We start from the raw sequence: 26,955 nt of genomic DNA, 5'->3' as shown, positions 1-26,955 counted from the left end.
CTCCCACATTTGTTATGTGCTGACTTCAGCCTTTCAGGGCTTTCCAGATCTTGCTGACAGCCATCACGCCAACCAACACCACCGCCCCTGCGACAATCCCCGCCACGCCATTGAGCAGCACCGGCACGATAAATCCGCCGCCACCCGCCGCCGCACCGACACTTTCGATCCAGTGATGCACCACCGGCACACCGTGCGTGAGGATCCCGCCGCCCACCAGAAACATCGCCGCCGTGCCGATCACCGACAGGCTTTTCATCATGTACGGTGCCGCACGCAGAATCCCACCGCCGATGCTTTTCGCCATCTGCCCAGGTTTCTGGGTCAACCACAGGCCCAGGTCGTCGAGCTTGACGATACCCGCCACCAATCCGTACACGCCGACAGTCATGACAATGGCAATGCCCGAAAGCACGATGATTTGCTGGGTCAATGGAGCACCGGCCACGGTGCCGAGGGTGATGGCGATGATTTCCGCAGAAAGAATGAAGTCGGTGCGGATCGCGCCTTTGATCTTGTCCTTTTCGAACGCCACCAGGTCGGTGGCAGGGTCAGCCACCGCCTCGACCAACTGCGCATGCTCGGCGACATCTTCAGCCTTGCTGTGCAGAAACTTGTGGGCGAGTTTTTCAAAGCCTTCGAAGCACAGATAGGCACCGCCGACCATCAACAGCGGTGTAACCAGCCACGGAATGAACGCACTGATGGCCAGCGCCGACGGCACCAGGATCAATTTATTGATGAACGAACCCTTGGCGACCGCCCATACCACCGGGATTTCCCGCTCGGCACGCACTCCGCTGACTTGCTGGGCGTTGAGTGCCAGGTCGTCACCGAGTACGCCGGCCGTTTTCTTGGCGGCCATTTGGGTCATCAATGACACGTCGTCCAGTACGGCGGCAATGTCGTCAATCAGCACCAGCAAACTGCTTCCTGCCATGAATCAGGTTTCCTTCTGCAATGAATGCGCAGCAGCATAGCGCGGCATCACGGGCTGCGGTGCATTCTTGAGCGCCGCGCGAGGCCGGTGATACCATGCGCAACCGCCAGAATAGGCAAGGAATCACCCGGTTTATGAGCACTATCCGCGAGCGCAACAAACAACTGATCCTGCGTGCCGCCAGTGAGGAATTCGCCGACAAAGGCTTCGCTGCGACCAAAACCAGCGACATCGCAGCCAAGGCGGGATTGCCCAAGCCCAACGTCTACTACTACTTCAAATCCAAGGAAAACCTCTACCGCGAGGTCCTGGAAAGTATCATCGAGCCAATCCTGCAGGCTTCGACACCGTTCAATCCAGACGGCGAACCCGGTGAAGTGCTCAGCGGCTACATTCGCTCGAAAATCCGCATCTCCCGCGACCTGCCTTTCGCCTCCAAGGTGTTCGCCAGCGAAATCATGCACGGCGCCCCCCACCTGAGCAGCGATCTGGTCGAACAGCTCAATGGCCAGGCCAAACACAACATCGAGTGCATCCAGACCTGGATCGACCGCGGGCAAATCGCCCCCATCGACCCCAATCACCTGATGTTCAGCATCTGGGCCGCAACCCAGACCTACGCCGACTTCGACTGGCAGATCACCGCCATCACCGGCAAGGCCCGGCTGGATGAAGAAGATTATGAAGCGGCGGCACAGACGATTATCCGGTTGGTGTTGAAGGGGTGTGAGCCCGAGCGGTAGACCGTATCAAGGCTATTCGCGAGCAAGCCCGCTCCCACATTTAATCTCTATCCTCCTGGCGAAACTCGGTCAAATGTGGGAGCGGGCTTGCTCGCGAATGGCGGCAACTCGGTTTTAGATTAAACCCAGATCGCATCCCACAACGGATAGTCACCAAGCTTCTCGACCAGCCCTGCCCGCAATGGGTTAGCCACAACATATCGAGCCAGCTTTACCAGATCTTCATCTTTTCTCAGCGCACGGTCATGAAAACTCGGTTGCCAGAGACTCCCCGTTCTGCCAGTTGCCGCATTAATTGCTCGGGTGCTCAAGGATTTTGTTTGGCACATCAGTTGACCGAGCGAACCCTTACTCAATTGAATCAACCAATGAAAATGATCGGGCATGACCACCCAGGCCAACGACTCGGCAAAGCCGTCATCCTGTGCTTGCCTGAATTGGTGAACAACCAGTCTGCCAAGGGTGTAATCCCTGAAAACAGGTTCTCGTTTCAGGGTATTGGCAGTCAGTAGGTAAATGCGGTTTTGCTCGGCGTAGCGGCCGATGCGCAGGCGGTGTGATGCTGACAGCTCAGGCATTCCCTTGCCCTCTCTCATGTTGAAGTCATGGAAAGGCTAGTTCAGCGGCTACAGGATAATGGGGTAGACCTTTAGCTGGATGTGTCTGGGAGATCGCCTTCGCGAGCAAGCCCGCTCCCACACTTGATCGCTGTCGTTCACAAAATTTGTGTACGCAAAAAATCCAATGTGGGAGCGGGCTTGCTCGCGAAAGCGGTAGTTCAGTCAGCGAAGATCAAGCCGCCACCCCAGCATCCGCCACCAACCCCAACGCCTCGATGGCATTGATCGCGCACTGCTCGTCAACATCCGACAGATCGCCGCTGATCCCCACCGCCCCCAGCACGTTCCCGTCCTGATCGCGAACCAGCACACCACCCGGTGCCGGCACGACGCTGCCCTGCCCCAGGCTGTTCAACGCGGCGATAAACGCCGGGCGTTGCTGGGCGTCCAGCGCCAGCAGGCGTGAACCCTTGCCCAGCGCGATGGCGCCCCAGGCTTTGCCGATGGCGACGTGCGGGCGCAGCAGGCTGGCGCCGTCTTCGCGTTGCAGGGTGATCAGATGCCCGCCGGCATCCAGTACCGCAATGGTCAAGGGTGCCGCAGAGATTGCACGCCCTGCAGTAATGGCCTCGTTGACCAGGTTGACTGCGACTTTCAAGGTTAAAGCGCTCATGGTGCCGTCCTCATTTTGTTTTTCGGAAAGTCGGTGGGCTGCGCGCTTGCGTCGCAGCCCGATGCAACAAATAGAACACAATGAATTATTTTTTTGTATACAATAATTCTCGAAAGGCGCCACATGCGACGAAAAGCCACAGTAGAACGGGCTTCCGACGAATGAAACAAGCGCTTGAGAAAATGGATTGACCTGCGCCGTCCGCCGTGAATACACTCTGCGCAAAGCCACTTGTATACAATTACAAAACGTAAAGAGGCACAAAACCATGAGCAAAATGAGAGCAATCGAAGCCGCCGTTCTGGTGATGCGCCGTGAAGGGGTCGATACCGCTTTTGGCATCCCGGGTGCCGCCATCAACCCGTTGTACTCCGCCCTGCAAAAGGTCGGCGGCATCGATCACGTACTCGCTCGCCACGTTGAAGGCGCCTCGCACATGGCCGAGGGCTACACCCGCACCAAGGCCGGCAACATCGGCGTGTGCATCGGGACTTCCGGCCCTGCCGGTACCGACATGGTCACCGGGCTCTACAGCGCCTCGGCCGACTCGATTCCAATCCTCTGCATTACCGGCCAGGCACCCCGCGCCCGTATGCACAAGGAAGACTTCCAGGCTGTCGACATCACCACCATCGTCAAGCCAGTGACCAAGTGGGCAACCACCGTCATGGAACCGGGCCAGGTGCCTTACGCGTTCCAGAAAGCCTTTTATGAAATGCGCTCCGGCCGTCCAGGCCCGGTGCTGATCGACCTGCCGTTCGACGTGCAGATGGCCGAAATCGAATTCGACATCGATGCTTACCAGCCGCTGCCATTGGCCAAGCCGAGCGCTACCCGCGTCCAGGTTGAAAAAGCCTTGGCCATGCTGGATCAGGCCGAGCGCCCATTGCTGGTGGCCGGTGGCGGCATCATCAACGCCGATGCCAGCGACCTGCTGGTGGAGTTCGCCGAGCTGACCGGTATTCCGGTTATCCCGACCCTGATGGGCTGGGGCACCATCCCGGACGATCACCCGCTGATGGTGGGCATGGTTGGTCTGCAGACTTCGCACCGCTACGGCAACGCAACCATGCTCAAGTCCGATGTGGTTCTGGGCGTGGGCAACCGTTGGGCCAACCGTCACACCGGTTCCGTTGACGTGTACACCGAAGGCCGCAAGTTCATTCACGTTGATATCGAACCGACCCAGATCGGCCGCGTGTTCACCCCGGACCTGGGCATCGTTTCCGACGCCGCTGCCGCGCTGACCGTGTTCATCGAAGTCGCTCGCGAATGGCAAGCCGCCGGCAAGCTGAAGAACCGCAGTGCCTGGCTGCAAGACTGCCAGCAGCGTAAAGCCAGCCTGCAGCGTAAGACTCACTTCGACAACGTGCCGGTCAAGCCGCAACGCGTTTACGAAGAAATGAACCAGGTGTTCGGCAAAGACACCTGCTACGTCAGCACCATCGGTCTGTCGCAGATTGCCGGCGCGCAGTTCCTGCACGTCTACAAGCCGCGCCACTGGATCAACTGCGGTCAGGCTGGCCCGTTGGGCTGGACCATTCCTGCAGCACTGGGCGTGGTCAAGGCTGATCCGAACCGTAAAGTCGTGGCCCTGTCGGGGGACTATGACTTCCAGTTCATGATCGAGGAATTGGCGGTGGGCGCGCAGTTCAAGCTGCCGTACATACATGTTGTCGTGAACAACTCGTACCTGGGCCTGATCCGTCAGGCGCAGCGCGGTTTCGACATGGACTACTGCGTGCAGCTGTCCTTCGACAACCTGAACGCCCCGGAACTCAACGGTTACGGTGTCGACCACGTCGCAGTTGCCGAAGGCCTCGGTTGCAAGGCACTGCGTGTGTTCGAACCGGCTCAGATCCAGCCTGCCCTGCGCAAGGCCCAGGAGCTGATCGAAGAGTTCAAGGTTCCGGTGATCGTCGAAATCATCCTGGAGCGCGTGACCAACATTTCCATGGGCACCGAGATCAACGCCGTCAACGAATTCGAAGACCTGGCGCTGGTCGGCGACGACGCACCGACCGCGATTTCGTTGCTCGATTAACTGCTGACCGCTCCCCCTGTGGGAGCGGGCTTGCTCGCGAAGACTGCTTCACATCCAACAGAGATGTTGACTGACCCACCGCTTTCGCGAGCAAGCTCGCTCCTACAAGGGGGCTTCACACATTTACGGGAGACCACCATGCCGCGTTTCGCAGCCAACCTGTCCATGCTGTTCACCGAACAGGACTTTCTCGCCCGTTTCGAAGCGGCCGCCAAGGCCGGCTTCAGTGGTGTCGAATACCTGTTCCCGTACGACTTCAGCTCCGCCGAAATCAAGGCCCAGCTCGACGCACACAGTCTGACCCAAGTGCTGTTCAACCTGCCGGCCGGTGACTGGGCCAAGGGCGAGCGCGGTATCGCGTGCCTGCCGGACCGGGTCGAAGAGTTCCGTGCCGGTGTCGACCTGGCCATCGCTTACGCGCAAGTGCTGGGCAACAACCAGGTCAACTGCCTGGCCGGTATTCGTCCGCAGGGCTTTGACGATGCCACCGTGGAGAAAACCTTCGTCGCCAACCTCAAGTACGCGGCCGACAAGCTGCAAGCGGCGGGTATCAAGCTGGTGATGGAAGCGATCAACACCCGTGACATCCCAGGTTTCTACCTGAACAACACGGCGCAAGCCCTGTCGATTCGCGAGCAGGTCGGCAGCGCCAACCTGTTCCTGCAATACGACATCTACCACATGCAAATCATGGAAGGCGATCTGGCCCGCACCCTGCAATCGCACCTGGGCGAGATCAACCATGTGCAGCTCGCGGACAACCCGGGGCGCAACGAACCAGGCACCGGTGAAATCAACTACCGCTTCCTGTTCGAACACCTGGACCGCATCGGTTATCAGGGCTGGGTCGGCTGCGAATACAAGCCGCTGACCACCACTGAAGCGGGCCTGGGTTGGCTGAAAACTCATAACGCGATCTGAGATTAAACAGGGTTTCTGTGGCGAGGGAGCTTGCTCCCGCTGGGGTGCGAAGCGCCCCCAAACCATTCACTGCGGTGAATCAGGCAGAACCGGCTCTCAGGATTTACGACTGCTTCGCAGCTGAGCGGGACGATGCGGCGATCCGACAAGCTCCCTCGCCACAGGGTGTGCTCGTCTCAGCTACGTAGACAAAATTTGGCTACATAAAAACAAGAGGATTTTCTCATGGCTAAAATCGGATTTATCGGCACCGGCATCATGGGCCACCCAATGGCGGCGAACCTGCAGAAAGCCGGTCACAGCCTGTTCCTGTCGGCCCACCACGACCCTGCGCCTGCCGACCTGATCGCCGCTGGCGCCGTTGCCCTGGCGAACCCGAAAGAAGTTGCCCAGGAAGCCGAGTTCATCATCGTCATGGTGCCCGATACCCCGCAGGTCGATGACGTGCTGTTCCGTGCCGACGGTATCGCTGCTGGCGTGGGCAAGGGCAAAGTCGTCATCGACATGAGTTCGATCTCGCCGACCGCCACCAAGGCCTTCGCTGCAAAGATCAATGAAAAAGGCGCGCAATACCTCGACGCCCCGGTATCCGGCGGTGAAGTCGGCGCCAAGGCTGCGACCCTGAGCATCATGGTCGGCGGCGATGCCGACGCTTTCGAACGCGCCCTGCCGCTGTTCCAGGCCATGGGCAAGAACATCACCCTGGTCGGTGGCAACGGCGACGGTCAAACCGCCAAGGTGGCCAACCAGATCATCGTGGCCCTGAACATCCAGGCCGTGGCTGAAGCCCTGCTGTTCGCTTCGAAAAACGGTGCCGATCCAGCCAAGGTGCGTGAAGCACTGATGGGCGGTTTCGCGTCCTCGAAGATCCTCGAAGTGCACGGCGAGCGCATGATCAAGGGCACCTTCGATCCAGGCTTCCGCATCAGCCTGCACCAGAAGGACCTGAACCTGGCCCTGCAAGGCGCCAAGGAGCTGAACATCAACCTGCCGAACACCGCCAACACCCAGCAAGTGTTCAGCACCTGCGCAGCCATCGGCGGCAGCAACTGGGACCACTCGGCGCTGATCAAGGGTCTGGAACACATGGCGAACTTCTCGATTCGCGACAAGAAGTAAGCCCTGCCCCATCCCTATGTGGGAGCGGGCTTGCTCGCGAAAGCGTCAGGTCAGTCAACATCTCTGTTGAATTTGAAGCCGCATTCGCGAGCAAGCCCGCTCCCACACTGGACCGAGTTGCCCTTCAAATAACAAGAATTCCGGGAGCCCGCCATGTCGGTCGATCCGCAACAATTGCTGCGCGAGCTGTTTGCCACAGCCATCGACGCGGCGCATCCGCAACAAGTCCTCGAAGCCCATTTGCCTGCCGACCGCAGCGGTCGCGTGATTGTCATCGGTGCCGGCAAAGCTGCCGCCGCCATGGCTCAAGTGGTCGAGCGTTGCTGGCAGGGCGAAGTGTCCGGCCTGGTGGTGACCCGTTACGGTCACGGCGCACCTTGCGAAAAAATCGAAGTGGTCGAAGCCGCGCATCCGGTACCAGACGCTGCAGGTCTGGCCGTGGCCAAGCGTGTGCTGGAACTGGTCAGCGACCTGAGCGAGAACGACCGTGTGATCTTCCTGCTCTCCGGTGGTGGCTCTGCCTTGCTGGCACTGCCGGCCGAAGGCATCACCCTGGCCGACAAGCAGTCGATCAACAAAGCCCTGCTCAAGTCCGGCGCGACCATCGGCGAGATGAACTGCGTGCGCAAGCACCTCTCGGCGATCAAGGGTGGCCGCCTGGGCAAAGCCTGCTGGCCTGCCACGGTTTACACCTATGCGATTTCCGATGTACCGGGCGACCTCGCCACGGTCATCGCCTCCGGCCCCACCGTGGCCGATCCGAGTACCTCGGCCGAAGCCCTGGCGATCCTCAAACGCTACGCCATCGAGGTTCCGGCTTCGGTGCGCACCTGGCTGCAAAGCCCCGAGTCGGAAACCGTCAAACCCGGCGACCCGAACCTGGCGCGCAGTCATTTCCAGTTGATCGCCCGCCCGCAGCAATCCCTTGATGCGGCGGCGGTGAAATGCCGTCAGGCCGGGTTCAGTCCGCTGATCCTCGGCGACCTCGAAGGCGAATCCCGCGAGGTGGCGAAAGTCCACGCCGGCATCGCACGGCAGATCGTCCTGCATGGCCAGCCACTGGCAGGGCCCTGCGTGATTCTCTCTGGCGGTGAAACCACCGTCACCGTGCGCGGCAATGGCCGTGGCGGACGCAATGCCGAGTTCCTGCTAAGCCTGACCGACAGCCTCAAGGGCCTGCCCGGCGTCTATGCGCTGGCCGGCGACACCGATGGCATCGACGGCTCCGAAGACAACGCCGGCGCGATCATGACCCCGGACAGCTACGCCCGTGCTGCCGCCCGGGGCCTGAGCGCCAGCGACGAGTTGGACAACAACAACGGTTACGGCTACTTCGAGGCGCTCGACGCCCTGATCGTCACCGAGCCGACCCGTACCAACGTCAACGACTTCCGCGCCATTCTGATCCTTGAGAGCACTAAACATGACGCCTGATAAAAAGGTCAAAATCCTCGCCACGCTCGGCCCGGCCACCGATGGCATCGACGCCATCCGTGAGCTGGTGCTGGCCGGGGTCAACATCTTCCGCCTGAACTTCAGCCATGGCGATCACGCCGACCACGCCCAGCGCTTCCAGTGGATTCGTGAAGTCGAGCGCCAGCTGAACTATCCATTGGGCATCCTGATGGACCTGCAAGGCCCGAAACTGCGGGTCGGCAAGTTCGCCGAAGGCAAGGTGCAACTGGTGCGCGGTCAGGCCTTGCGCCTGGACCTCGATGCCACGCCGGGCGATGAGCGCCGGGTCAACCTGCCCCATCCGGAAATCATCGCCGCGCTGGAACCCGGCATGGACCTGCTGCTGGACGACGGCAAGTTGCGTCTGCGGGTAGTGACCAAGTACGCCGACGCCATCGACACCACCGTGCTCAATGGCGGCGAACTGTCGGACCGCAAGGGCGTGAACGTGCCACAAGCGGTGCTCGACCTGAGCCCGCTGACCGCCAAGGATCGCCGCGACTTGACCTTCGGTCTGGAGTTGGGTGTGGATTGGGTGGCGCTGTCGTTCGTGCAACGTCCCGATGACATCCGCGAAGCCCGCACCCTGATCGGCGACAAGGCGTTCCTGATGGCCAAGATCGAGAAGCCCTCGGCCGTCGAACAACTGCGCGAGATTGCCGAATTGAGCGACGCGATCATGGTCGCCCGTGGTGACCTGGGCGTGGAGGTGCCGGCCGAAAGCGTGCCGCAGATCCAGAAGAACATCATCAGCACCTGCCGCCAGCTCGGCAAACCGGTGGTGGTGGCGACGCAGATGCTGGAGTCGATGCGCTTCTCACCGGCGCCAACTCGCGCCGAAGTCACCGATGTGGCCAACGCCGTGGCCGAAGGTGCAGACGCGGTAATGCTGTCGGCGGAAACCGCGTCCGGCGAATACCCGCTCGAAGCCGTGCAGATGATGAGCAAGATCATCCGCCAGGTGGAAAACGGTCCGGACTATCAGACTCAACTCGACGTCAGCCGACCGAAGGCCGAGGCGACTGTTTCCGACGCGATCAGCTGCGCCATTCGTCGCATCAGTAACGTGCTGCCGGTGGCGGTGCTGGTGAACTACAGCGAGTCTGGCGCGTCGAGCCTGCGCGCGGCGCGGGAGCGGCCGACGGTGCCGATCCTCAACCTGACGCCGAACCTGCAAACCGCCCGTCGCCTGAGCGTGGCGTGGGGTGTGCACTCGGTGGTCAATGACCGCCTGCGTCAGGTCGATGAAGTCTGCTCCACGGCACTGGAAATTGCCCAGGCCCAGGGTATGGCGCAGCGTGGCGACACACTGTTGATCACAGCAGGTGTGCCGTTTGGGCAGCCGGGGTCGACTAACTCTTTGCGCATTGAGACATTGATCTAGCGCTTGAACTGGCCTCTTCGCGAGCAAGCCCGCTCCCACAGTTGATCTGTGTGCACCACAGAATCAATGACTGAACAAAGATTCAATGTGGGAGCGGCGATGCGGCGACCCGACTTGCTCGCGAAGCAGGCGACACGATTCACCGGAAACACCACAGACTTCATCATGCCTGCCAACCATTTCAACACCCACTGCCCCGACTGGGCCGAAGCATTGCTCAACGGCTTCAGCCAGATCTTTCTCCAGCGCAATCCGCTGTGCGGCCTGCTGTGCGTCCTGGCCATTTTGTTCACGGCGCCCGCCTTGCTCGGCGGCGCCTTGCTCGGTGGTGTCGCCGGGCTGCTCACCGCGCAACGCCGCAACTATGCCAAGGCTGATCGTCAGGCCGGGTTGTTCAGCTACAACGGCGTCCTGCTCGGACTGTTACTGAGCCTGTATTTCCCCTGGTCGGCGATGATGCCGCCACTGATTCTGGCCGCCGGAGGCCTGAGCGCGATGATCACTCAGCAGTGGCTCAAGCGCGTCCGGTTCAGCCAATGCCTGCCGGCCTACACCGCGCCCTTCGTCGGGCTGGGCTGGTTGCTGCTGTGCGTCGCCACGCCCTCGACAGAGGCGCACTTGATCGAAGTCAGCACCCTGAACATGCTCACCGCCCCCCTCAAAGGCATTGGTCAGGTGATGTTCCTCGGCCATCCGCTGGCCGGTGCGATGATTGCCGCCGGTTTGCTGATCGCTGATCGCCGCGCATTTTGCTGGGCAATATTGGCCTCTGTCGCGGGCATGGGCTGGAGCCTGTTGCACCACGACTTCTATACCGCACTGCTCGGCCTCGGTGGCTATAACGCCGTGCTGGCCGCCCTCGCCTTCAGCTCGCAGCGTCGCCAACCGTGGTTGCCGCTGCTTGGCATCGGCCTGGCGCTGTTGCTGACGCCGGTGTTTGCCGCCATCGGCCTGCCCACGCTGACCGCGCCGTTCATTCTTGCCGGCTGGCTGATTCGCAGCGTTGTGCAAATGCTTGGCAAAGCCACGGTCGAAAGCGCGCCTTGCGCTCCCGGGGAGAATCAACCTAGGCTGCGCTGATTTTCAGCCAAGGCGATGCGCATGAACAGCAACGACACGTGGCGTAATCGCCTGTACGTGATTATTTTCCAGACCGACACCGTTGCCGGTCGACGCTTCGACTCCACCTTGCTGCTGATCATCCTCGCCAGCCTGGTGGTGGTGATCCTGGACAGCATCGATGACGTCCACCAGAACTACGCCAGCCTGCTGGCGTACATCGAGTGGGGCTTCACGATCATCTTCCTCGGCGAGTACATCCTGCGCCTGTACTGCTCGCCCAAACCGCTGCACTACGCGTTCAGTTTCTATGGGCTGGTGGACCTGCTGGCCATCGTGCCCGGCATCCTCGCGCTGTACTACAGCGATGCCCAGTACCTGCTGATCATCCGGGTGATCCGGATGCTGCGGATCTTCCGCGTGCTCAAGCTCGGCCCGTACCTCAAGCAAGCCCATTACCTGCTCGATGCCTTGCGCGGCAGCAAGCAGAAAATCCTCGTGTTCCTGCTCAGCGTCTGCACTCTGGTCATCGTGTTCGGCACCCTGATGTATGTGGTCGAAGGCCCGCAACATGGCTTCACCAGCATTCCCAAGGGCATTTACTGGGCTATCGTGACCTTGACCACCGTCGGGTACGGCGACATCGTGCCCAAGACCGCACTGGGCCAGGTCATCTCGTCGATGGTGATGATCACCGGTTACTCGATCATCGCCGTGCCCACCGGGATCTTCACCGCCGAACTGGCCACGGCCATGCGTGGCGGCCAGCTGCATCGCGACTGCCCGGTGTGTGCCAAAGACAGCCATGAACCCGAGGCGTCGTTCTGCTCCCGTTGTGGCAACGCATTGTTCAAAAAACTGGAATAAGCAAAGAGCTTTTTAATCTTTAAAGGACTATACGAGCCCAGCTATAGTCGCTGGCAAATTGCCCCACTTTTAATAGAACAAGGAATGCGCAGTGAAAAAACTCTTTGGCGCCTCACTTCTCGCTGCTGGCTTGGCCCTGGGCAACATCGCCCAGGCTGCACCGACCCTGCTCAACGTTTCCTACGACGTGATGCGAGATTTCTATAAGGACTACAACACTGCGTTCCAGAAACACTGGCAAGCCGAGCACAACGAAAACATCATCCTGCAGATGTCCTTCGGCGGCTCCAGCAAACAGGCGCGCTCGGTCATCGACGGCCTGCCGGCTGACGTGATCACCATGAACATGGCCACCGACATCAACGCCCTGGCGGACAACGGCAAACTGGTCCCGGACAACTGGGTCACGCGCCTGCCGAACAACAGCGCGCCGTTCACTTCGGCCACCGTGTTCATCGTGCGCAAGGGCAACCCGAAAGCCCTGAAAGACTGGCCGGACCTGCTCAAGGACGGCGTTCAGGTCATCGTCCCGAACCCGAAAACCTCCGGTAACGGTCGCTACACCTACCTCTCGGCCTGGGGCTACGTGCTGAAAAACGGCGGCGACGAAAACAAGGCCAAAGACTTCGTCGGCAAACTGTTCAAGCAAGCGCCGGTACTCGACACCGGCGGCCGTGCCGCCACCACCACCTTCATGACCAACCAGATCGGCGACGTTCTGGTGACCTTCGAAAACGAAGCGGAAATGATCGCCCGCGAGTTCGGCCGTGATCAGTTCGAAGTCATCTACCCAAGCGTTTCCGCCGAAGCCGAGCCACCGGTGTCGGTGGTCGACAAGACCGTCGACAAGAAAGGCACCCGCGCAGCGGCCGAGGAATACCTGAAGTACCTGTGGTCACCGGAAGGCCAGGAGATTGCCGCGGCGAACTACCTGCGCCCGCGCGACCCGGCCGTGCTGGCCAAGTACACCGACCGCTTCCCGAAAGTGGACTTCCTGTCGGTCGAGAAGACCTTCGGCGACTGGCGCACCGTGCAGAAGACCCACTTCAATGATGGCGGGGTTTTCGACCAGATCTACAGCGGTCAGTAATCGCTGAGCGGCAATGAAAAAGGCGACCTGTGCAGGTCGCCTTTTTTGTGGCTGCCATTTCAGCTCAGGTTGCCGCAGAAAATATTCTGGTTCCCGTCGGCCGGGCTTTCACGCACAACCAATGAAAAGCCGCCCGCTCGAAGAGTCTCGTAGGCGACCGGTGCGCTCTTCCAGAAATACTGATGCGACGCCGCAGAATAGAACCGCGCATTCGGCCCGTCGTTCATGTCATAGGCCGGTTTCGCACCCAGGCTCGCACAGCTTCCCGGATAGATATAAGCCTGCAAACGACCCGGCAAAGCACTACCCATGCTTTCGCCACTGACCGCGAACCAGAACACCGTTGCATTACCGTCGGACATCATGATGGGCCGGGCGATTTTCCCGGCATTGATGGAAGTAGCGTTCAGGGGAACGTTGGTGACCTGACGATCAGGCACCGTCGAGCACCCAGAGATCAACCCAACCGCTACCACCAACGCCAGCGACGATACGATTTTCATCGTGATACTCCCGCTTGAAAGGACGCGTTGAAGTGATCCCCCTGTTGATTCTAGTTGTCAGGCCAATGTGGGCATTTCTTCGGATGGTCGGTCAGGCCTGCAAAGACTACATCGGCGGCGTCACGCCATCCTTGCCCGCCGAGATGGATTGAGCGGTAAGCGTGCCGTCAGCACCCTGCGTGACAAAGGTCACGATCTTCACGCCCACCTTCAACAGGCTGCGATCGGCCGGCATCAGGTTGACGATGGGTACGTCTTCGGGGACCAGAATCTTTTGCTGGCCGCCCTTGTAGTTGACGGTCAGTACCCGGCCATTGCTCACCACCAGGTCGCCGACGCTGCCGTTGGTCATACTGCTGCCCTTGACCAGATCAAACGGCCGATGACCGTCGCCACTGCCGGCCAGCTCCGGCGGAAAAACGTGGACCTCCAGGGCCTTGAGGGTCCCATCCTCTTAGGGAACAGCCGCGGAACCAATGTAGTTGCCGGGCTTGATGTTTTCGATGTTGGCCAGGGTCACGGCGCGGACCTTGGTGTCCTTGGTCAGGTTGATCACCACGTTGTCGCCGCTGTTGGCATGGACTTTCAGAATGTCCGGGCTGACACCGGTAATCTCGCCACGCACCCCGATGCGCGTGCCCGGCGCATCCTCGGCCTGGACCAGGCCAACGCTGAAGACGCTGATCAAGGTAGCGACACAAACGCGGCGAATCAGCTGACGAAACTTCATATTCATGGGACGGCCCTCCGGTGGCAAGACAGGAAGAGAGAACATAAGCACGCTATCGAACAAGATGTAAGTGAATGTATCATTCACCTGCATAGTTCTGACGCAAGGCTCTTCGACGGACGACACACGCGTTCGTCAGTCATTCCGCAATGGAATGATTGCTATCACTCCAATCCCACTTCCGCCGTTTCAGGCAGCCCATTAGCCTGCGCGCATTCCTTTCCGTATAGCGAGACCCGTTATGAACCCAGCGACCCAGGTGCCCCACGGCACCGCGACAATGACCCGAGGCATGGTGCTGCTGTTCGCGTTCTGCTGCGGCGCGATTGTCGCCAACATCTACTACGCCCAGCCGATCATCGGCCTGATCGCCCCGGACATCGGCCTGACAAACACCATGGCCAGCCTGATCGTTTCCCTGACCCAGATCGGCTACGCGCTGGGGCTGTTTTTCCTGGTGCCGCTGGGGGATCTGCTGGAGAACCGCCGGTTGATGATCATCACCACGCTGGTGGCAATTGTCAGCCTGCTGGGCGCCGCGTTCACCGATCAGCCGAACGTGTTTTTGCTGATTTCGCTGTTGGTGGGGTTCAGTTCGGTGTCGGTGCAAATCCTGATTCCGTTGGCCGCGCATCTGGCGCCGGAGGAAACCCGTGGTCGTGTGGTGGGCGGGATCATGGGCGGTTTGCTGCTCGGTATCCTGCTGGCCCGGCCGGTGTCCAGCGTGGTGGCCGACCACTTCGGCTGGCGGGCGATGTTCATGATTGCCGCGGTGTTGATGGCGGCCATCAGCATCGTGCTGGCCGTGACCATTCCCAAACGTGAACCTGATCACAGTGCTTCCTATGGCCAATTGCTGGGCTCGCTGTGGACGCTGTTGCGCAAACAACCGGTCCTGCGCCAGCGGGCGTTTTACCAGGGTTGCATGTTTGCCACTTTCAGCCTGTTCTGGACCGCCGTGCCACTGGAACTGGCGCGCAATCACGGTTTGTCGCAAAGCGAGATCGCGATTTTCGCGCTGGTGGGCGCCATCGGCGCCATTGCCGCCCCGATCGCCGGGCGCCTGGCCGATGCCGGTCACACCCGCTTCGCCTCATTGCTGGCCCTGCTGTTCGCCAGCCTGAGTTTCATGCCAGCGTTTATCCATCCGGCCTACAGCGTCATCGGCCTGGCGGTGACCGGCGTGGTGCTCGACTTCTGCGTGCAGATGAACATGGTCCTCGGCCAGCGTGCGGTCTACGCCCTCGACGGCAAAAGCCGCAGCCGCCTGAATGCGCTGTACATGACCAGCATCTTCATCGGCGGCGCCTTCGGCTCTTCGGTGGCCAGCGCGGTGTACGAACACGGCGGCTGGTTGTGGATCGTGATCGTCGGCAGCGCGTTTCCGCTGTTGGCGTTATTGCGGTTCTTGAGTGTTTCGCCGAAGGCTTCGCTGGCGACGGCGTAAGCTTTAAAGCATCGTCGGATCGCCGCCCGGAGCAATCGAGCGTCGACCGGCTGCTCCCACAGGTTGCTTGCAAACCTTGTGGGAGCGAGCCTGCTCGCGAATGCCAGCGGCGCCCCCGACTTACTGCCGAACCAGCTTCTCCATCGCCGCATCCGCCAAAAAGGAGGAGCGGCTTTTGACGTTGTGCTCGCGCACATAGCGGTCAATGCGCTGGATCACATAGCCGGGCAGCGTGACATTGACCTTCTCGGTCTTGCCCATGTACGGCGAGATGTCCAGTTCCAGCATGCCCCAGCCCATGTCGGCGAATTCCGGATTGCCGCGGTGCAATGCCGCCGAAGTCGGCATCGGTATCGTATCGCCGTCCGCCGCCATCTCCTGCAGCATGATGTGGGCAATTTCGACGGCTGCGTTGTAAGCCTCTTCAAAGGTATCCCCGGCGGTCACCGCGCCTGGAATATCGGGGATCTGGATACCGATGGCGGTGTTCTCGTCGCCCCATTCGATACAGATTGGATATTGCATTATGGATCTCCTGCGTAACTGGCTGGCGGGCAGTACAGCCCGGCTCGCCGCCTGATGCTCTTGACCGTCCCGATCGGTAAATCCTTTTTTGGATGAGGGACGGGAATGGTGTACGGGTTGTAAGGGTGCGTGAAGATGTGATGACTGCCAGTGACCCGGTCCAGGGTCCAACCCGCTTCCACCAACTCCTTGATCAATAGCCTGCTCTGCACCACCAGCCTCCTTGCTTGGCAAAAACAAAAATAACCCTAGAGTTATCTTTGCTCAAGCACAAAAACCCGAAGTGCGACGTCCGGTTGTTTTACAGAGTGTGATGAAAGCCCCTGATGAAAGCCCCGCCATTCCCCCCAGGCATGAATGCTATGCCTCCCGCCCGTGTTCCGCGCTCCCCGCCCCAAGGTCAACATTGATCCCAGCCAGACCGGCTCCGTCCACGAGGATTACGATCATGTCCCTGCAAACAAAACTCGATGCCTTCAAAGCCGACTTCAAGGCCGGCAAACCACCGTACAACGCACCGGCTGATATCCACCCGGTGATGGAGCGGGCAACCGCCGAACTGATTGCTTCGGGCGCGGCGAACAAGGCGCTTAAGGTTGGCGACAAGGCGCCGCTGTTCACTCTGAAAGATCCCGACGGTCATCCGCTGTCATCCGCCGACTTGCTGGCCAAAGGTCCATTGGTGCTGACGTTCTACCGAGGCGTGTGGTGCCCATACTGCAATCTGGAACTGCAAGCCTTGCAGGCTTTCCTGCCGACGTTGCAGGAAGCCGGCGCCAGCCTGGTGGCCATCTCGCCGCAGATTGCCGCCAACAGCCGCAAGTCGATGCGCAGCAATGGCCTGCAATTCCCGATCCTCAGCGACCGCCATAACGATGTGGCCGACGCCTTCGGGCTGCGCTTCGCGTTGCCGGACTACCTGATCGAGTTGTATAAAAACCTGCGCAATGATCTGCCGACCTTCAACGATGATCCGTCCTGGACATTGCCGATGCCGGCTCGCTATGTGATCGGGCAAGATGGCGTGATCCGTTACGCCGAGGTCAACCCCGATTACACTCAGCGCCCAGAGCCTGAAGCGATGCTGGATGCGATTCGCGGTTCGCACTGACAACATCTATCCCTTGTGGGCTTGCGATAACTTCCAGATTTTGCACAAGGACCTTCAATGGACCGCCTCGGCGCAATGGAAACCTTCGTCTACGTGGTGGAAACCGGTTCGTTTTCCGCAGCGGCCCGACGCCTGAATATCGGCCAGCCGGCCGTGTCGAAAACCATCGCGCAACTCGAATCGCGGTTGGCGGTGCGACTGTTGCTGCGTTCGACCCGGGGCCTGACGCCCACCGAGGCCGGGCTGGCCTTTTTCGAACGGGCCAAGCGCGCCATCGAAGAAGCCGACGAGGCCGATAACGCCGCACGGGGTTCCGCCAGCGGGCTGAGTGGCAACCTGCGTATCTGTGCGGCGGTCACCTTCGGCCGGCTGCACATCGTTCCGCATTTGGGCCCCTTCCTGGAGCAAAACCCGGCGCTGAACATCGACCTGATGCTCGATGATCGCAACGTCAATCTGGTGGAAGAAGGCGTCGACATCGCCCTGCGCATGGGCGTGCTGAGCGACTCGGGGCTGACCGCCCGCAAGATCGCCGAATGCCGGCGCATGGTACTAGGCACACCGGCGTACTTCGCAAAACACGGCGAGCCCACCTGCCCCGCCGACCTGTGCAAGCATCAAGCAATCGTCTACACCCTCGGAGGCGGCGCCAATTGGCAGTTCAACAAGGACGGCGATGAGCAATCGGTGATCATCAGCGGCCGGATCCGCGTCAACGCCGCCGAAGGCCTGCGTGAAGCCGTGCTGGCCCATCAAGGGCTGACCATGGCCTCGCAATGGATGTTCGCGCCGGAACTGGCCGACGGTTCAGTCCGGGAAGTGATGAAGGACTGGGCACTGCCGAACCTGGATCTGTGGGCGGTGTTCCCCACCGGGAGAATGGCCAGCGCCAAGGCTCGGGCGTTTGTGGAGTATGTGCAGGGGTTGTTGACAAAAGCAGTCTGAAAACCGCCCGTTTCGTTTATTGCGATTTTCGATTAATTCGAATAGCCTGCCGACATCGATTATTCAGAATATTGGAAACCGTCATGTCGACCGTCATTCATCCGCCAATCAATTTGCCCGCGAAACACGAAATACAGGCCGCAATCGAGGGGCAACGCACCCTGGCTGCCTATCTCGCCACCCAGTTCGAAACTCAGCACATCCAGATATTCGATGAGCAGAACGAAGCGCACAACATCGAAATGCCCACCTCGGCGCTCCGTTTGCTAGTCGATATTCTGGCGGAGCTCGCAGCCGGTAACGCTGTGAAAGTAGTCCCGGTCCACGCGGAACTGACTACACAAGAAGCGGCGGACCTGCTCAATGTCTCACGTCCACACCTGATCAAACTGCTCGAATCCGGTGAACTGTCCTACCACAAAACCGGCAAGCACCGACGTGTGCGCTTTGCCGATTTGATGGACTATAAAAACCGGCGCGACACCGCCAGCGAGCAGGCAATGATGCTTCTCGCCGAGCAGGCACAGGCGTTAAGGACAGGATACGAGTGAGGCACACTTCATTTACCGCTGTATATGACGCTTGCGTGCTTTACCCCGCTCCCTTGAGAGACTTTCTGATGTGGCTCGCGCTCTCCGGGCTTTTCAGGGCGAAATGGTCAGTGGCAATACACGATGAATGGAAACGCAATCTGCTAAGAAACCGCCCGGATCTCAACGCCACGCAATTGAATCGCACCTGCGAGCTAATGGATCTGGCGATTCCCGACGCCTGCGTGTCGGGGTACGAAGCTTTGATACAAGGACTGACGCTGCCCGATGCGGATGACCGACATGTCCTGGCGGCTGCCATTCGTTGCAACGCCAGCGTCATTGTCACCTTCAACCAGAAAGACTTCCCCCGCACCGCGCTGCAACCTTATGGCATCGAGGCCCAGCACCCCGACGAGTTCGTCGATAACCTTTTCGACCTGGATCCGGCAGCGGTGGTCGCCGCGGCACAACGACAGCGCAAGCAACTGAAGGCCCCACCGATGAACACTGACACTTATCTCGATCTCTTGTTACGTCAAGGCCTGGTTCAGTCGGTCAAGGCATTGAACAGTTTCCGGGCAATGCTCTGAAAGTCACCACGCCTGATCGTTACAACACACACCCATCAAACCCGACCCTGACATTCACCGGCAATTCACCCCGATGCTCCATCAACCACGCATCCAGGGTATGCCCGACATGGGTCAATACCGCCGACTTCGGCTGCAACTCATCAATGCACTGCAAGGCCAGGTTCAGGTCGTTGTGATTGCGCGGGGCCTGGGGTTGCGGTGGCATGGAGCAATCCAGCACCAGCACATCCAGTGGTTCACGCCGCAGCCAGCTCAACGTGTCCGGCGGCAGGCCTACGGTGTCGGTCAGGTAGGCGATTCGCCGCCCCTCTCCTTCCAGCAAATAACCGAGGGTCGGTTTCGAGTGTTGCAGTGGCAGTGCGGTGACGCTGAGCACAGCGAACTGCCGGGTTTCGAAGCTATCGAACGGCTGGCTGAAATCGAGAATGCCGGGGTGTTTGTAGAGGTCGGCCAGGCCTTCCGGGTCCACGGGACCGTGGACCGGAATCACCAGGCCCTGGCCCCAGCGCATATGCAACAGGCCCTGAGCGTGATCGGCGTGGTAGTGGGTCTGGAAAATGCCATTGAAACTGCGCGGCGGGAAACGTTCGCACAGGTCAGGCAAACCGCTGTCGATCAACCAGCGCTGATCTGCGCACTCGATCAGCGCGCTGCACGGTCGACGCTGCAAGCGCTGATCGTGGCGGGCCGCATCGCAAGCCACACACTCGCAACCGTAGACCGGCACTTGCCGGGCATCACCGGTGCCCAGCAACGTCAGGCGCATGTAGATTGCTCGTCAATGCAGGCCAGCAAACGTTCGACCGTAGACTCCAGCGGCCCGGAGTTGTCGAGCAAGTGCACGGCCTGATCTTCAGCCAACAGCCGCTCGTTGAATCGGGTATTGCGTGCCAGACGCTGATCGATCTCGACCAATGATTCTCGCCCGCGCTCCAGCAGTCGTTGGCGCAACACCGCTTGATCTACGGTCAGCAACAGCACCAATGCCTTCGGATAACGCAGGCGCGTGTTCTGCAAATGCCCCCGCGAGCCATTGACCAGTACATCCTGGCCGGCTGCCAGCCAATCGTCGATTTCCCGCGGGATGCCATAGGACAACCCATTGGCGTGCCAGCTCAGGGCAAACGCGCCCCGGGCTTCCATGTCGGCGAATTGTTGCGCGCTGACGCCCAGCGCCGCCTCGCCCACGGCTTCGGCCGAGCGGGTAATGACCCGCCGCACGATTCGACAGCCGCGTTCGGCCAACCGCGTTCGCGCGGCATCCAGCAGGCTGTCCTTGCCCGAACCTGAAGGCCCGATGAGATAGATCAACCTGCCTGCCATCAAAACACCCTCTTCGCTTGTCGCCATACTTGCTGGACCACCGGCAAACCGTCCTGACTGCGCGCTTGCAGCAGATCAGCCCGCAGGCCCGGTGCAATCTCGCCACGATCGTTCAGCCCGGCGGCCCGGGCCGGATTCAGGCTGACCATGCGCACCGCTTCGGCCAGACCGATCCGCTCACTCTGCGCCGCCAGCGCGAACGCCGATTGCAGCAGGCTCGCCGGGTAGTAGTCACTGGACAGAATATCCAGCAAACCTTCGGCGGCCAGATCGAAGGCGGCCACGTTACCCGAGTGCGACCCGCCGCGCACGATGTTCGGTGCGCCCATCAACACATTCATGCCGTGCTCCCGGCAACCGCGCGCGGCCTCGACGGTGGTCGGGAACTCGGCGATGGTCATGCCGTAGCGCGCCGACTCCTCGACGTGGGCCAGGGTCGCGTCATCATGACTGGCCACCGACAGGCCAATGGCCAGGCAGTGCTCGACAATCGCCGCGCGGTAGCGGTCGCTGTAGGTGCGCGAGTTGGCCATCTGCAAAGTGATGAAGTCATCCATCTGCGTGGTCGTCAGGTGGTACTTGCCCATGTAGTACTCACGGTACTTGGATTCCAGCACGAACTGGCGCTGACCCGGCGAGTGGTCCATCACCGACACCAGTTGCACCAGCGGGTTTTCCACCAAATCGCGGAACACGCTGAGGGTGTCCGGGTGGCACAGTTCGCAGCGCAAGTGCAAACGGTGTTCGGCGCGGGTCAGCCCGGCATCGGAGGCTTTGGAGATGGCGTCGAGCATCGCCGGCAGTTTCTGCATGCGATTGCCCTTGGGGTTCACATCGCCGATGGACACAGCGTCGAATACCGTGGTGATGCCCGCCGCGATGATCTGCGCATCGTGGCTGAGCACCGCTGGCACCGACGGCCAGTCCACGCCGGGACGCGGGGTCATGTGGCGTTCCAGGTTGTCGGTGTGCAGCTCCACAAGACCCGGCAGCAGGTAATCGCCATTGAGGTCCAGGGCCTGGGGTAAACGGCTCGGGCCTTCGGCGACCTCGGCGATCAAACCGTCGCGCAGCACCACGGTGCCGTAGAACACACGGTCAGCGGTGACCAGTTGGGCATTGCTGAGGATCTGTTCAACGGACATCGGCGTATTCCTCTTGGTTCACGGCGGCTGGAGTCATGTCGAGATGGCGATCGGCAACCGCCTCGCGGGCGATGCGGTCGTGGAAGATGCCGATCAGCGCGGCACCGGCGTTCTTGGCTTCGTTCATCAACTCCAGCACCACCTGGCGATTGCTGTCGTCGAGGGAGGCCGTGGGCTCATCGAGCAACATCACCGGCCACTCCACCATGAAACCACGGGCGATGTTGACCCGCTGCTGCTCGCCGCCGGAGAAGGTTCCGGGCGCCAGTTGCCAGAGGCGTTGCGGGATGTTCAGGCGAGTGAGCAAGGATTCGGCACGTGCTTGCGCCTGCTCTTTCGACCAGCCACGGGCCAAGGCCGGCTCCATCACCACGTCCAGGCACGCCACTCGCGGGATCACCCGCAGGAACTGACTGACATAACCCAGGGTGCGCTGGCGCACTTGCAGGATGTCCCGGGGCTCGGCGCCGACCAGCTCCCGCCATTGGCCGTCGTGCTGCACGCGGATGCTGCCGCCCGCCGGCAGATAGTTGCCGTACAGGGTGCGCAGCAAGGTGCTCTTGCCCGCGCCGGACTGGCCATGCAGGACCAGGCATTCGCCGGCCGCCACACTGAAATCCACTGCGCGCAGCACGTTGAGGACCACGCCGTTCTGCTGATGCAAAGTGAAGGTTTTCGAGAGGTCACGGACCTCGATCAAGGTATTCATCGCAGGGTTTTCCACTATTGAACGAGGCTTCACGGCTGCAACACCGACGACACCAGCAGTTGCGAATAAGGGTGCTGCGGATCGTCGAGGATCTGATCGGTCAGCCCGGTTTCCACCACCCGCGAGCGGCGCATCACCATCAAGCGATCGGCCAGCAAGCGAGCGACTGCCAGGTCGTGGGTGACGATCACCACGGCCAGATCCAGCTCACGCACCAGTCCGCGCAGCAGGTCGAGCAAGCGCGCCTGCACCGACACATCGAGGCCACCGGTCGGCTCGTCCATGAACACCAGCCGTGGACTGGACACCAGGTTGCGAGCGATTTGCAGACGTTGTTGCATGCCGCCGGAGAAGGTCCGCGGCAAGTCGTCGATGCGCTGCGGATCGATTTCCACCTGGCTCAGCCAATCGAGCCCAGCCCCGCGCAGTTGCTGGTAATTGCGCACGCCCTGGGCCATCAGGCGTTCGCCGATGTTGGCCCCGGCGGACACGCCCATGCGCAAACCGTCCCGCGGGTTCTGTTCGACGAAGCCCCATTCGGTGCGCAGCAAGGTGCGGCGCTCGGCTTCGCTGGCGCTGTACAGGTCCAGCCATTGGCCCTGTTTGTCGTGGTAGCCGATCTGTCCGCGCTGCGGCGGCAAGCGCCCGCTGAGCAGCGAAAGCAAGGTGGATTTGCCCGAGCCGGACTCGCCGACAATCCCCAGCACTTCACCGGGATACAAGTCGAAGCTGACGTCCTGGCAACCCTTCTCCGGGCCGTACAACAGCGACAGATCGCGCACCCGCAGCAAGGGTTGGGTGGACACGGACACTTGGTTTTTCAGCGCCTGGTTCATTGGCCCTGCTCCTGCTGGCTGACGCGCTGGGCGCAGTAATAGGTGTCGGAACAGACGAAGCTCTGGGTGCCGGCGTCGTCGAGAATCAACTCATCGAGGAACGAGTCGCGGCTGCCACAGATCGCGCAGCACTCTTCCCACTTCTGCGCTTCGAAGGGGTGATCCTCGAAGTCGAGGCTGGTGACCTTGGTGTACGGCGGCACCGCGTACAGACGCTTCTCACGGCCGGCGCCGAACAGCATCAGCGCCGGGCTCATGTCGAGTTTCGGGTTGTCGAATTTGGGGATCGGCGACGGGTCCATCACGTAGCGTTCGTCGACCATCACCGGGTAGGCGTAGGCCGTGGCGATGTGGCCGAAGGTGGCGATGTCTTCGTAGAGCTTGACGTGCATGACCCCGTAATCGTTGAGGGCGTGCATGGTCCGGGTCTCGGTTTCCGACGGTTCGATAAAGCGCAGCGGCTCGGGAATCGGTACCTGATAGACCATGATCTGATCGGCGTGCAGTGGCGTTTCCGGGATGCGGTGACGGGTCTGGATCACCGTCGCCTCCGGCGTGCTTTCGGTGGTTACGACGCCTGCGGTGCGGGCGAAGAATCGGCGAATCGACACAGCGTTGGTGGTGTCGTCCGCGCCCTGATCGATGACCTTGAGTACGTCATCGTCGCCGAGAATCGCGGCGGTCAACTGCATGCCGCCGGTGCCCCAGCCATAAGGCAGCGGCATCTCGCGACCACCGAACGGCACCTGGTACCCGGGGATCGCCACGGCCTTGAGCAAGGCGCGGCGGATCATGCGTTTGGTCTGTTCATCGAGGTAGGCGAAGTTGTACGCCGCATCGCGCACCGGAGCCTGGCTCAAGTCATTCATGGTTTTGCCCCTCGGCAGGCTTGCGCAGTTTGCGGATCAGTTCCAGTTCGGCCTGGAAGTCGACGTAGTGAGGTAACTTCAGGTGCGAGACGAAGCCTGCGGCCTCGACGTTGTCGCAGTGCATCAGCACGAACTCTTCCTGCTGGGCCGGCGAGACGATTTCTTCGTTGTATTCGTCAGCGCGCAGCGCTCGGTCGACCAGCGCCATACCCATGGACTTGCGCTCGGCGTGTCCGAAAGCCAGACCGTAGCCACGGGTGAACTGCGCCAACTCCGTGGCCGAACCGACGAACTGGTTGACCATCTCGCACTCGGTGACTTCGATGCTGCCCAGGTTGATCGGGAAACCCAGCTCTTCGGGATCGATCCACACCTCCACTTCGCCGATACGGATTTCCCCGGCGAACGGGTGATTGCGGCCATAACCGCGCTGGGTGGAATAACCCAGCGCCAGCAGGAAACCTTCGTCGCCACGGGCCAGGGCTTGCAGTCGCTGGGCGCGACTGGCCGGCAGTTCCAGCGGGTCGCGGGTGATGTCGGCCACGCTTTCGCCGTTGTCCGATTCGTTCTTGATCAGGCCTTCCTGCGCCAGCAATCCGAGAACTCGCGGGCAGGCTTCGAGGCTGGCATTCGGGGTCACTTGCGGTCCCGGGTATTCGCCTTCGGCCAGCAGCGCAAAGTCCAGCAGACGATGGGAGTAATCGAAGGTCGGGCCCAGCAGTTGCCCACCCGGCACGTCCTTGAACGTAGCGGACAAGCGCCGACTCAGTTGCATGTTCTGGGTATCGATCGGCAGGCTCGGGCTGAAGCGCGGCAACGTGGTGCGGTAGGCGCGCAGCAGGAAGATCGCTTCCACCAGATCCCCCGCCGCTTGCTTGATGGCCAGCGCAGCGAGTTCTTCGTCGTACAGCGAGCCTTCGCTCATCACCCGCGCCACCGCCAGCGGCAGTTGCTGACGGATCTGCTCGACGCCGAGCTCAGTGACCGAGGTATCGCCCCGGCGCTTTTTCGCCAGCAGTCGGTGGGCATTGTCGATGGCCTGTTCGCCACCCTTGACGGCTACGTACATCAGGCGCGCTCCTCTGCGATGCGGGTGCTGCGGGGCAGGCCGATCAGGTCATGGCCGGCGGTGAAAAACAGGTCAAGCCCACGGGGGAATTCGTTGCGCAGTTCACGTTCGCGCCAGAAGCCATCGGCCACCGGCAGCGCGACGCCGTGTTCGCTTTCGATGCCCGGCCCGCGCCACACCAGCCCTGCCCCGCCGTCGAGGCTTGGCAGTTGAACCAGCAGGGTGCAGGACTGGTCCGGGTAACGGTCGTTGCCTGCATCGAAACCGCTCAGGTCGAGCAGATCCTCGGCGGCAAGCAAGGCAAACCGTGCGTCTTCACGTTTTGCGGTCAACGGGCAACCACAGTGGAACGCCAGGTTGGCGCGGATCAGCGGCGTGTCGAAGGACGGCGCCAGCCACAGCGGGGTGTCGACATCCAGCAGCGCCAGGCACAGTGCGTAGGTCGCGGGCGCCAAGCCTTCGAGGCTCGGCGAGGTGTGCAGCGTCTGGATCAGACCGGGGCCGGCCAAGGCCTTGAGTGCAGCACGAAATCCGCGCTGGGCATCCAGCACCGGGTCGGCGAAAGCCGGTTGCAACAACTGTGCGCTCATCAGTTTTCTCCTCGCACGAGGGTGAAGAATTCGACTTTGGTGGCGGCGGTTTCCGCCTCTTTTTGCGCCCGGCGTTCGGCCTGAACAGTCGCCAGCGGCGTGATCATCTCCGCCAGCCAATGACGCTGTTGCGCGCCCTGCAAGTGCGCGTCGGCCAGGGCGGCCAGTTCGGCGTGGACCTTGTCGCGACCCGCCAGATAGCTGTAGCCGGTACGACCATCGGCCAGGCGCACCACGCAGCGGGTCACGCTCATTTCGCCTACGTTGAACGGCGCGCCGTTACCGCCCATGCGGCCACGGACCAGGGTCATGCCGATTTCCGGGGCGCGGATCAGTTGGTACTCGACATCACGCAAAGCGGCTTCGAAGGGCTGCAATTCACTGCGGCTGGCGCGGGCCAGCACACCGATCCAGTGCTGCCGTTCGGTATGAGGAACAGGGTTGTGCATTGCGTTCTCCATCAGGTGACGACCTGGTACTGGAAGCGATCCGAACGGCTGGTGGACTGGGCCAGCTCCACGGCACGGCCGTCGCGATCGCGGGAAAGGGTGAACACACTCAGCGCCGGCAGATGCCGGGGCATCAGCAGCAACGCAGCCTCTTCACGGTTGGGCAAGCGAGCGCCGATCAGGCTCTGGGTGCGGGTCAGCGGCAGGTCCCGCTCGCGCAGGTACTGGCGCAGGGAGCCGCCGTTGTAGTCCGCCAGCAGCGACGCGTGGCTGGCGCAGTAGCGATGGCGGATCAGGCTGACCGGTTGGTTGTCGAGCTTGCGCAAGGTCTGCAACTCGATCATCGGCGCCATCTCGGCTAGCCCTAAGTGCTGCGCCTCTTCACGGCTGGCGAAGCAGTAACGGCGCTTTAGCAACAACGCTTCGACGCCATGCCCCTGGGCCGACAGCGACTGGCTGTAGGCACTGTCGGCGGTCACCGAGTAAATCAGCGGCCGCTCCAGCACCTGAGTGCCCTTGCCCTGGCGGCGCAACAGGCTGCCTTCGAACACCAGTTCATCGATGGCGCGGCGCAAGGTATGGCGGTTGACCCCGAAGCGCTCGGCCAACATCACCTCGCCCGGCAGGAAATCTCCGGCGCGGTAGTCCGCCAGCTCCCGGCGCAGGATGTCGGCCAATTCGCGGTACACCGGCTCATCTTGTCTAGACAACTGCATGCTTTAA

Annotated in this window: 30 protein-coding genes and 1 pseudogene; 14 read left to right on the top strand and 17 right to left on the bottom strand. The window is 61.2% G+C overall.

Translation table 11 applies throughout. From position 1 onward, the window contains the following. Positions 1 to 25 precede the first annotated feature (25 nt). Entirely contained in the window at positions 26 to 940 is a 915-nt protein-coding gene (locus KGA85_RS20425) for a DUF808 domain-containing protein (RefSeq protein ID WP_223538125.1), read from the bottom strand. Positions 941 to 1,074: 134 nt separating this feature from the next. Between KGA85_RS20425 and KGA85_RS20420 the strand changes: the two genes are divergently transcribed. Further along, entirely contained in the window at positions 1,075 to 1,683 is a 609-nt protein-coding gene (locus KGA85_RS20420) for a TetR/AcrR family transcriptional regulator (protein WP_015096199.1), read from the top strand. A 119-nt stretch (positions 1,684 to 1,802) separates the two neighbouring features. Here the strand turns inward: KGA85_RS20420 and KGA85_RS20415 are convergent, their stop codons facing one another. Continuing rightward, positions 1,803 to 2,261: an REP-associated tyrosine transposase gene (locus tag KGA85_RS20415; protein WP_223453508.1), complete on the bottom strand. Its 459-nt coding sequence runs from the start codon at positions 2,259 to 2,261 to the stop codon at positions 1,803 to 1,805. 214 nt (positions 2,262 to 2,475) lie between these two features. Continuing rightward, positions 2,476 to 2,916 (bottom strand): GlcG/HbpS family heme-binding protein, encoded by a 441-nt coding sequence (locus KGA85_RS20410; RefSeq protein ID WP_150757696.1) that lies wholly within the window; start codon positions 2,914 to 2,916, stop codon positions 2,476 to 2,478. Between the two features lie 268 nt (positions 2,917 to 3,184). On the opposite strand from KGA85_RS20410, the gene gcl reads away from it, so the two are divergent. The 8 genes from gcl to KGA85_RS20370 all read left to right on the top strand — a co-directional run bounded on the left by gcl (position 3,185) and on the right by KGA85_RS20370 (position 12,855). After that, positions 3,185 to 4,960 carry a glyoxylate carboligase gene (gene gcl, locus KGA85_RS20405; RefSeq protein WP_223460732.1) on the top strand — a complete coding sequence of 592 codons (1,776 nt, stop codon included), beginning with the start codon at positions 3,185 to 3,187 and terminating at the stop codon, positions 4,958 to 4,960. Between the two features lie 138 nt (positions 4,961 to 5,098). Further along, positions 5,099 to 5,881 (top strand): hydroxypyruvate isomerase, encoded by a 783-nt coding sequence (hyi, locus tag KGA85_RS20400; RefSeq protein WP_223460730.1) that lies wholly within the window; start codon positions 5,099 to 5,101, stop codon positions 5,879 to 5,881. Between the two features lie 225 nt (positions 5,882 to 6,106). Then, positions 6,107 to 7,000: a 2-hydroxy-3-oxopropionate reductase gene (locus KGA85_RS20395; protein WP_223447959.1), complete on the top strand. Its 894-nt coding sequence runs from the start codon at positions 6,107 to 6,109 to the stop codon at positions 6,998 to 7,000. A 153-nt stretch (positions 7,001 to 7,153) separates the two neighbouring features. Then, positions 7,154 to 8,434, top strand: a complete 1,281-nt coding sequence (locus tag KGA85_RS20390; protein ID WP_223543338.1) for a glycerate kinase — start codon at positions 7,154 to 7,156, stop codon at positions 8,432 to 8,434. Continuing rightward, positions 8,424 to 9,839 carry a pyruvate kinase gene (gene pyk, locus KGA85_RS20385; RefSeq protein WP_046037667.1) on the top strand — a complete coding sequence of 472 codons (1,416 nt, stop codon included), beginning with the start codon at positions 8,424 to 8,426 and terminating at the stop codon, positions 9,837 to 9,839. Before KGA85_RS20390 ends, pyk begins: the two co-directional genes overlap by 11 nt. Before the next feature lie 165 nt (positions 9,840 to 10,004). Beyond that, a complete protein-coding gene (locus tag KGA85_RS20380) occupies positions 10,005 to 10,919 on the top strand; it encodes an urea transporter (protein WP_223538121.1) in 915 nt (304 codons plus the stop codon). Positions 10,920 to 10,940: 21 nt separating this feature from the next. Next, positions 10,941 to 11,765, top strand: a complete 825-nt coding sequence (locus tag KGA85_RS20375) for an ion transporter (RefSeq protein ID WP_223538119.1) — start codon at positions 10,941 to 10,943, stop codon at positions 11,763 to 11,765. Positions 11,766 to 11,856: 91 nt separating this feature from the next. After that, positions 11,857 to 12,855, top strand: a complete 999-nt coding sequence (locus KGA85_RS20370) for a sulfate ABC transporter substrate-binding protein (RefSeq protein ID WP_223460723.1) — start codon at positions 11,857 to 11,859, stop codon at positions 12,853 to 12,855. 59 nt (positions 12,856 to 12,914) lie between these two features. Here the strand turns inward: KGA85_RS20370 and KGA85_RS20365 are convergent, their stop codons facing one another. Both KGA85_RS20365 and KGA85_RS20360 read right to left on the bottom strand, forming a co-directional pair. Then, the gene (locus tag KGA85_RS20365; RefSeq protein WP_223533906.1) at positions 12,915 to 13,358 is read right to left on the bottom strand and encodes a hypothetical protein; all 444 of its coding nucleotides are present in this window, start codon (positions 13,356 to 13,358) and stop codon (positions 12,915 to 12,917) included. 106 nt (positions 13,359 to 13,464) lie between these two features. Beyond that, positions 13,465 to 14,094 (bottom strand): annotated as a pseudogene (locus tag KGA85_RS20360) (hypothetical protein). A gap of 235 nt (positions 14,095 to 14,329) precedes the next feature. On the opposite strand from KGA85_RS20360, the gene KGA85_RS20355 reads away from it, so the two are divergent. Further along, positions 14,330 to 15,535 carry an MFS transporter gene (locus KGA85_RS20355; RefSeq protein ID WP_223460717.1) on the top strand — a complete coding sequence of 402 codons (1,206 nt, stop codon included), beginning with the start codon at positions 14,330 to 14,332 and terminating at the stop codon, positions 15,533 to 15,535. A 120-nt stretch (positions 15,536 to 15,655) separates the two neighbouring features. Here KGA85_RS20355 and KGA85_RS20350 read toward each other — a convergent pair whose 3' ends face one another. After that, positions 15,656 to 16,060 (bottom strand): type II toxin-antitoxin system HicB family antitoxin, encoded by a 405-nt coding sequence (locus tag KGA85_RS20350; protein ID WP_007983297.1) that lies wholly within the window; start codon positions 16,058 to 16,060, stop codon positions 15,656 to 15,658. Then, on the bottom strand, positions 16,060 to 16,272 hold the full coding sequence (locus tag KGA85_RS20345) for a type II toxin-antitoxin system HicA family toxin (RefSeq protein WP_223447966.1): 213 nt from the start codon (positions 16,270 to 16,272) through the stop codon (positions 16,060 to 16,062). The genes KGA85_RS20350 and KGA85_RS20345 overlap by 1 nt, the downstream gene beginning before the upstream one ends. Positions 16,273 to 16,508: 236 nt before the next feature. On the opposite strand from KGA85_RS20345, the gene KGA85_RS20340 reads away from it, so the two are divergent. The 4 genes from KGA85_RS20340 to KGA85_RS20325 all read left to right on the top strand — a co-directional run bounded on the left by KGA85_RS20340 (position 16,509) and on the right by KGA85_RS20325 (position 19,239). Next, positions 16,509 to 17,171, top strand: a complete 663-nt coding sequence (locus KGA85_RS20340; RefSeq protein ID WP_223460715.1) for a peroxiredoxin-like family protein — start codon at positions 16,509 to 16,511, stop codon at positions 17,169 to 17,171. A 57-nt stretch (positions 17,172 to 17,228) separates the two neighbouring features. Beyond that, entirely contained in the window at positions 17,229 to 18,116 is an 888-nt protein-coding gene (locus tag KGA85_RS20335) for a LysR family transcriptional regulator (protein ID WP_223460713.1), read from the top strand. An 83-nt stretch (positions 18,117 to 18,199) separates the two neighbouring features. Next, complete coding sequence (locus KGA85_RS20330) at positions 18,200 to 18,667, top strand: helix-turn-helix domain-containing protein (RefSeq protein WP_223460712.1); 468 nt, start codon at positions 18,200 to 18,202, stop codon at positions 18,665 to 18,667. Beyond that, positions 18,664 to 19,239, top strand: a complete 576-nt coding sequence (locus tag KGA85_RS20325; RefSeq protein WP_223460710.1) for a PIN domain-containing protein — start codon at positions 18,664 to 18,666, stop codon at positions 19,237 to 19,239. Before KGA85_RS20330 ends, KGA85_RS20325 begins: the two co-directional genes overlap by 4 nt. A 19-nt stretch (positions 19,240 to 19,258) precedes the next feature. Here KGA85_RS20325 and phnP read toward each other — a convergent pair whose 3' ends face one another. From phnP to phnF, 10 genes are read right to left on the bottom strand one after another with little or no spacing between them, the layout of a single operon-like run. Continuing rightward, positions 19,259 to 20,008 (bottom strand): phosphonate metabolism protein PhnP, encoded by a 750-nt coding sequence (phnP, locus tag KGA85_RS20320; RefSeq protein ID WP_223460708.1) that lies wholly within the window; start codon positions 20,006 to 20,008, stop codon positions 19,259 to 19,261. Further along, the gene (phnN, locus tag KGA85_RS20315; RefSeq protein WP_223460706.1) at positions 19,999 to 20,565 is read right to left on the bottom strand and encodes a phosphonate metabolism protein/1,5-bisphosphokinase (PRPP-forming) PhnN; all 567 of its coding nucleotides are present in this window, start codon (positions 20,563 to 20,565) and stop codon (positions 19,999 to 20,001) included. The genes phnP and phnN overlap by 10 nt, the downstream gene beginning before the upstream one ends. After that, on the bottom strand, positions 20,565 to 21,710 hold the full coding sequence (locus KGA85_RS20310; RefSeq protein WP_223460704.1) for an alpha-D-ribose 1-methylphosphonate 5-triphosphate diphosphatase: 1,146 nt from the start codon (positions 21,708 to 21,710) through the stop codon (positions 20,565 to 20,567). The genes phnN and KGA85_RS20310 overlap by 1 nt, the downstream gene beginning before the upstream one ends. Then, the gene (gene phnL / locus KGA85_RS20305; protein WP_223460701.1) at positions 21,700 to 22,419 is read right to left on the bottom strand and encodes a phosphonate C-P lyase system protein PhnL; all 720 of its coding nucleotides are present in this window, start codon (positions 22,417 to 22,419) and stop codon (positions 21,700 to 21,702) included. The genes KGA85_RS20310 and phnL overlap by 11 nt, the downstream gene beginning before the upstream one ends. A 29-nt stretch (positions 22,420 to 22,448) precedes the next feature. Beyond that, positions 22,449 to 23,255, bottom strand: coding sequence for a phosphonate C-P lyase system protein PhnK (gene phnK, locus KGA85_RS20300; RefSeq protein WP_223537512.1), 807 nt, complete (start codon positions 23,253 to 23,255; stop codon positions 22,449 to 22,451). Next, complete coding sequence (locus KGA85_RS20295) at positions 23,252 to 24,124, bottom strand: alpha-D-ribose 1-methylphosphonate 5-phosphate C-P-lyase PhnJ (RefSeq protein WP_223460697.1); 873 nt, start codon at positions 24,122 to 24,124, stop codon at positions 23,252 to 23,254. Before KGA85_RS20295 ends, phnK begins: the two co-directional genes overlap by 4 nt. Beyond that, positions 24,117 to 25,193 carry a carbon-phosphorus lyase complex subunit PhnI gene (locus KGA85_RS20290; protein WP_223543337.1) on the bottom strand — a complete coding sequence of 359 codons (1,077 nt, stop codon included), beginning with the start codon at positions 25,191 to 25,193 and terminating at the stop codon, positions 24,117 to 24,119. The genes KGA85_RS20295 and KGA85_RS20290 overlap by 8 nt, the downstream gene beginning before the upstream one ends. Continuing rightward, positions 25,193 to 25,783, bottom strand: a complete 591-nt coding sequence (phnH, locus tag KGA85_RS20285) for a phosphonate C-P lyase system protein PhnH (RefSeq protein WP_223460693.1) — start codon at positions 25,781 to 25,783, stop codon at positions 25,193 to 25,195. The genes KGA85_RS20290 and phnH overlap by 1 nt, the downstream gene beginning before the upstream one ends. Next, on the bottom strand, positions 25,783 to 26,232 hold the full coding sequence (gene phnG, locus KGA85_RS20280) for a phosphonate C-P lyase system protein PhnG (RefSeq protein WP_223460691.1): 450 nt from the start codon (positions 26,230 to 26,232) through the stop codon (positions 25,783 to 25,785). The genes phnH and phnG overlap by 1 nt, the downstream gene beginning before the upstream one ends. Positions 26,233 to 26,243: 11 nt before the next feature. After that, entirely contained in the window at positions 26,244 to 26,948 is a 705-nt protein-coding gene (gene phnF, locus KGA85_RS20275) for a phosphonate metabolism transcriptional regulator PhnF (RefSeq protein ID WP_223460689.1), read from the bottom strand. Positions 26,949 to 26,955: the final 7 nt, after the last annotated feature.

It is taken from the genome of Pseudomonas sp. GL-B-12 (assembly GCF_019955895.1).
GTDB lineage: Bacteria > Pseudomonadota > Gammaproteobacteria > Pseudomonadales > Pseudomonadaceae > Aquipseudomonas.
The sequence above is the reverse complement of the archived record's forward strand: the minus strand, read 5'-3'. Positions and strand labels throughout refer to the sequence as shown.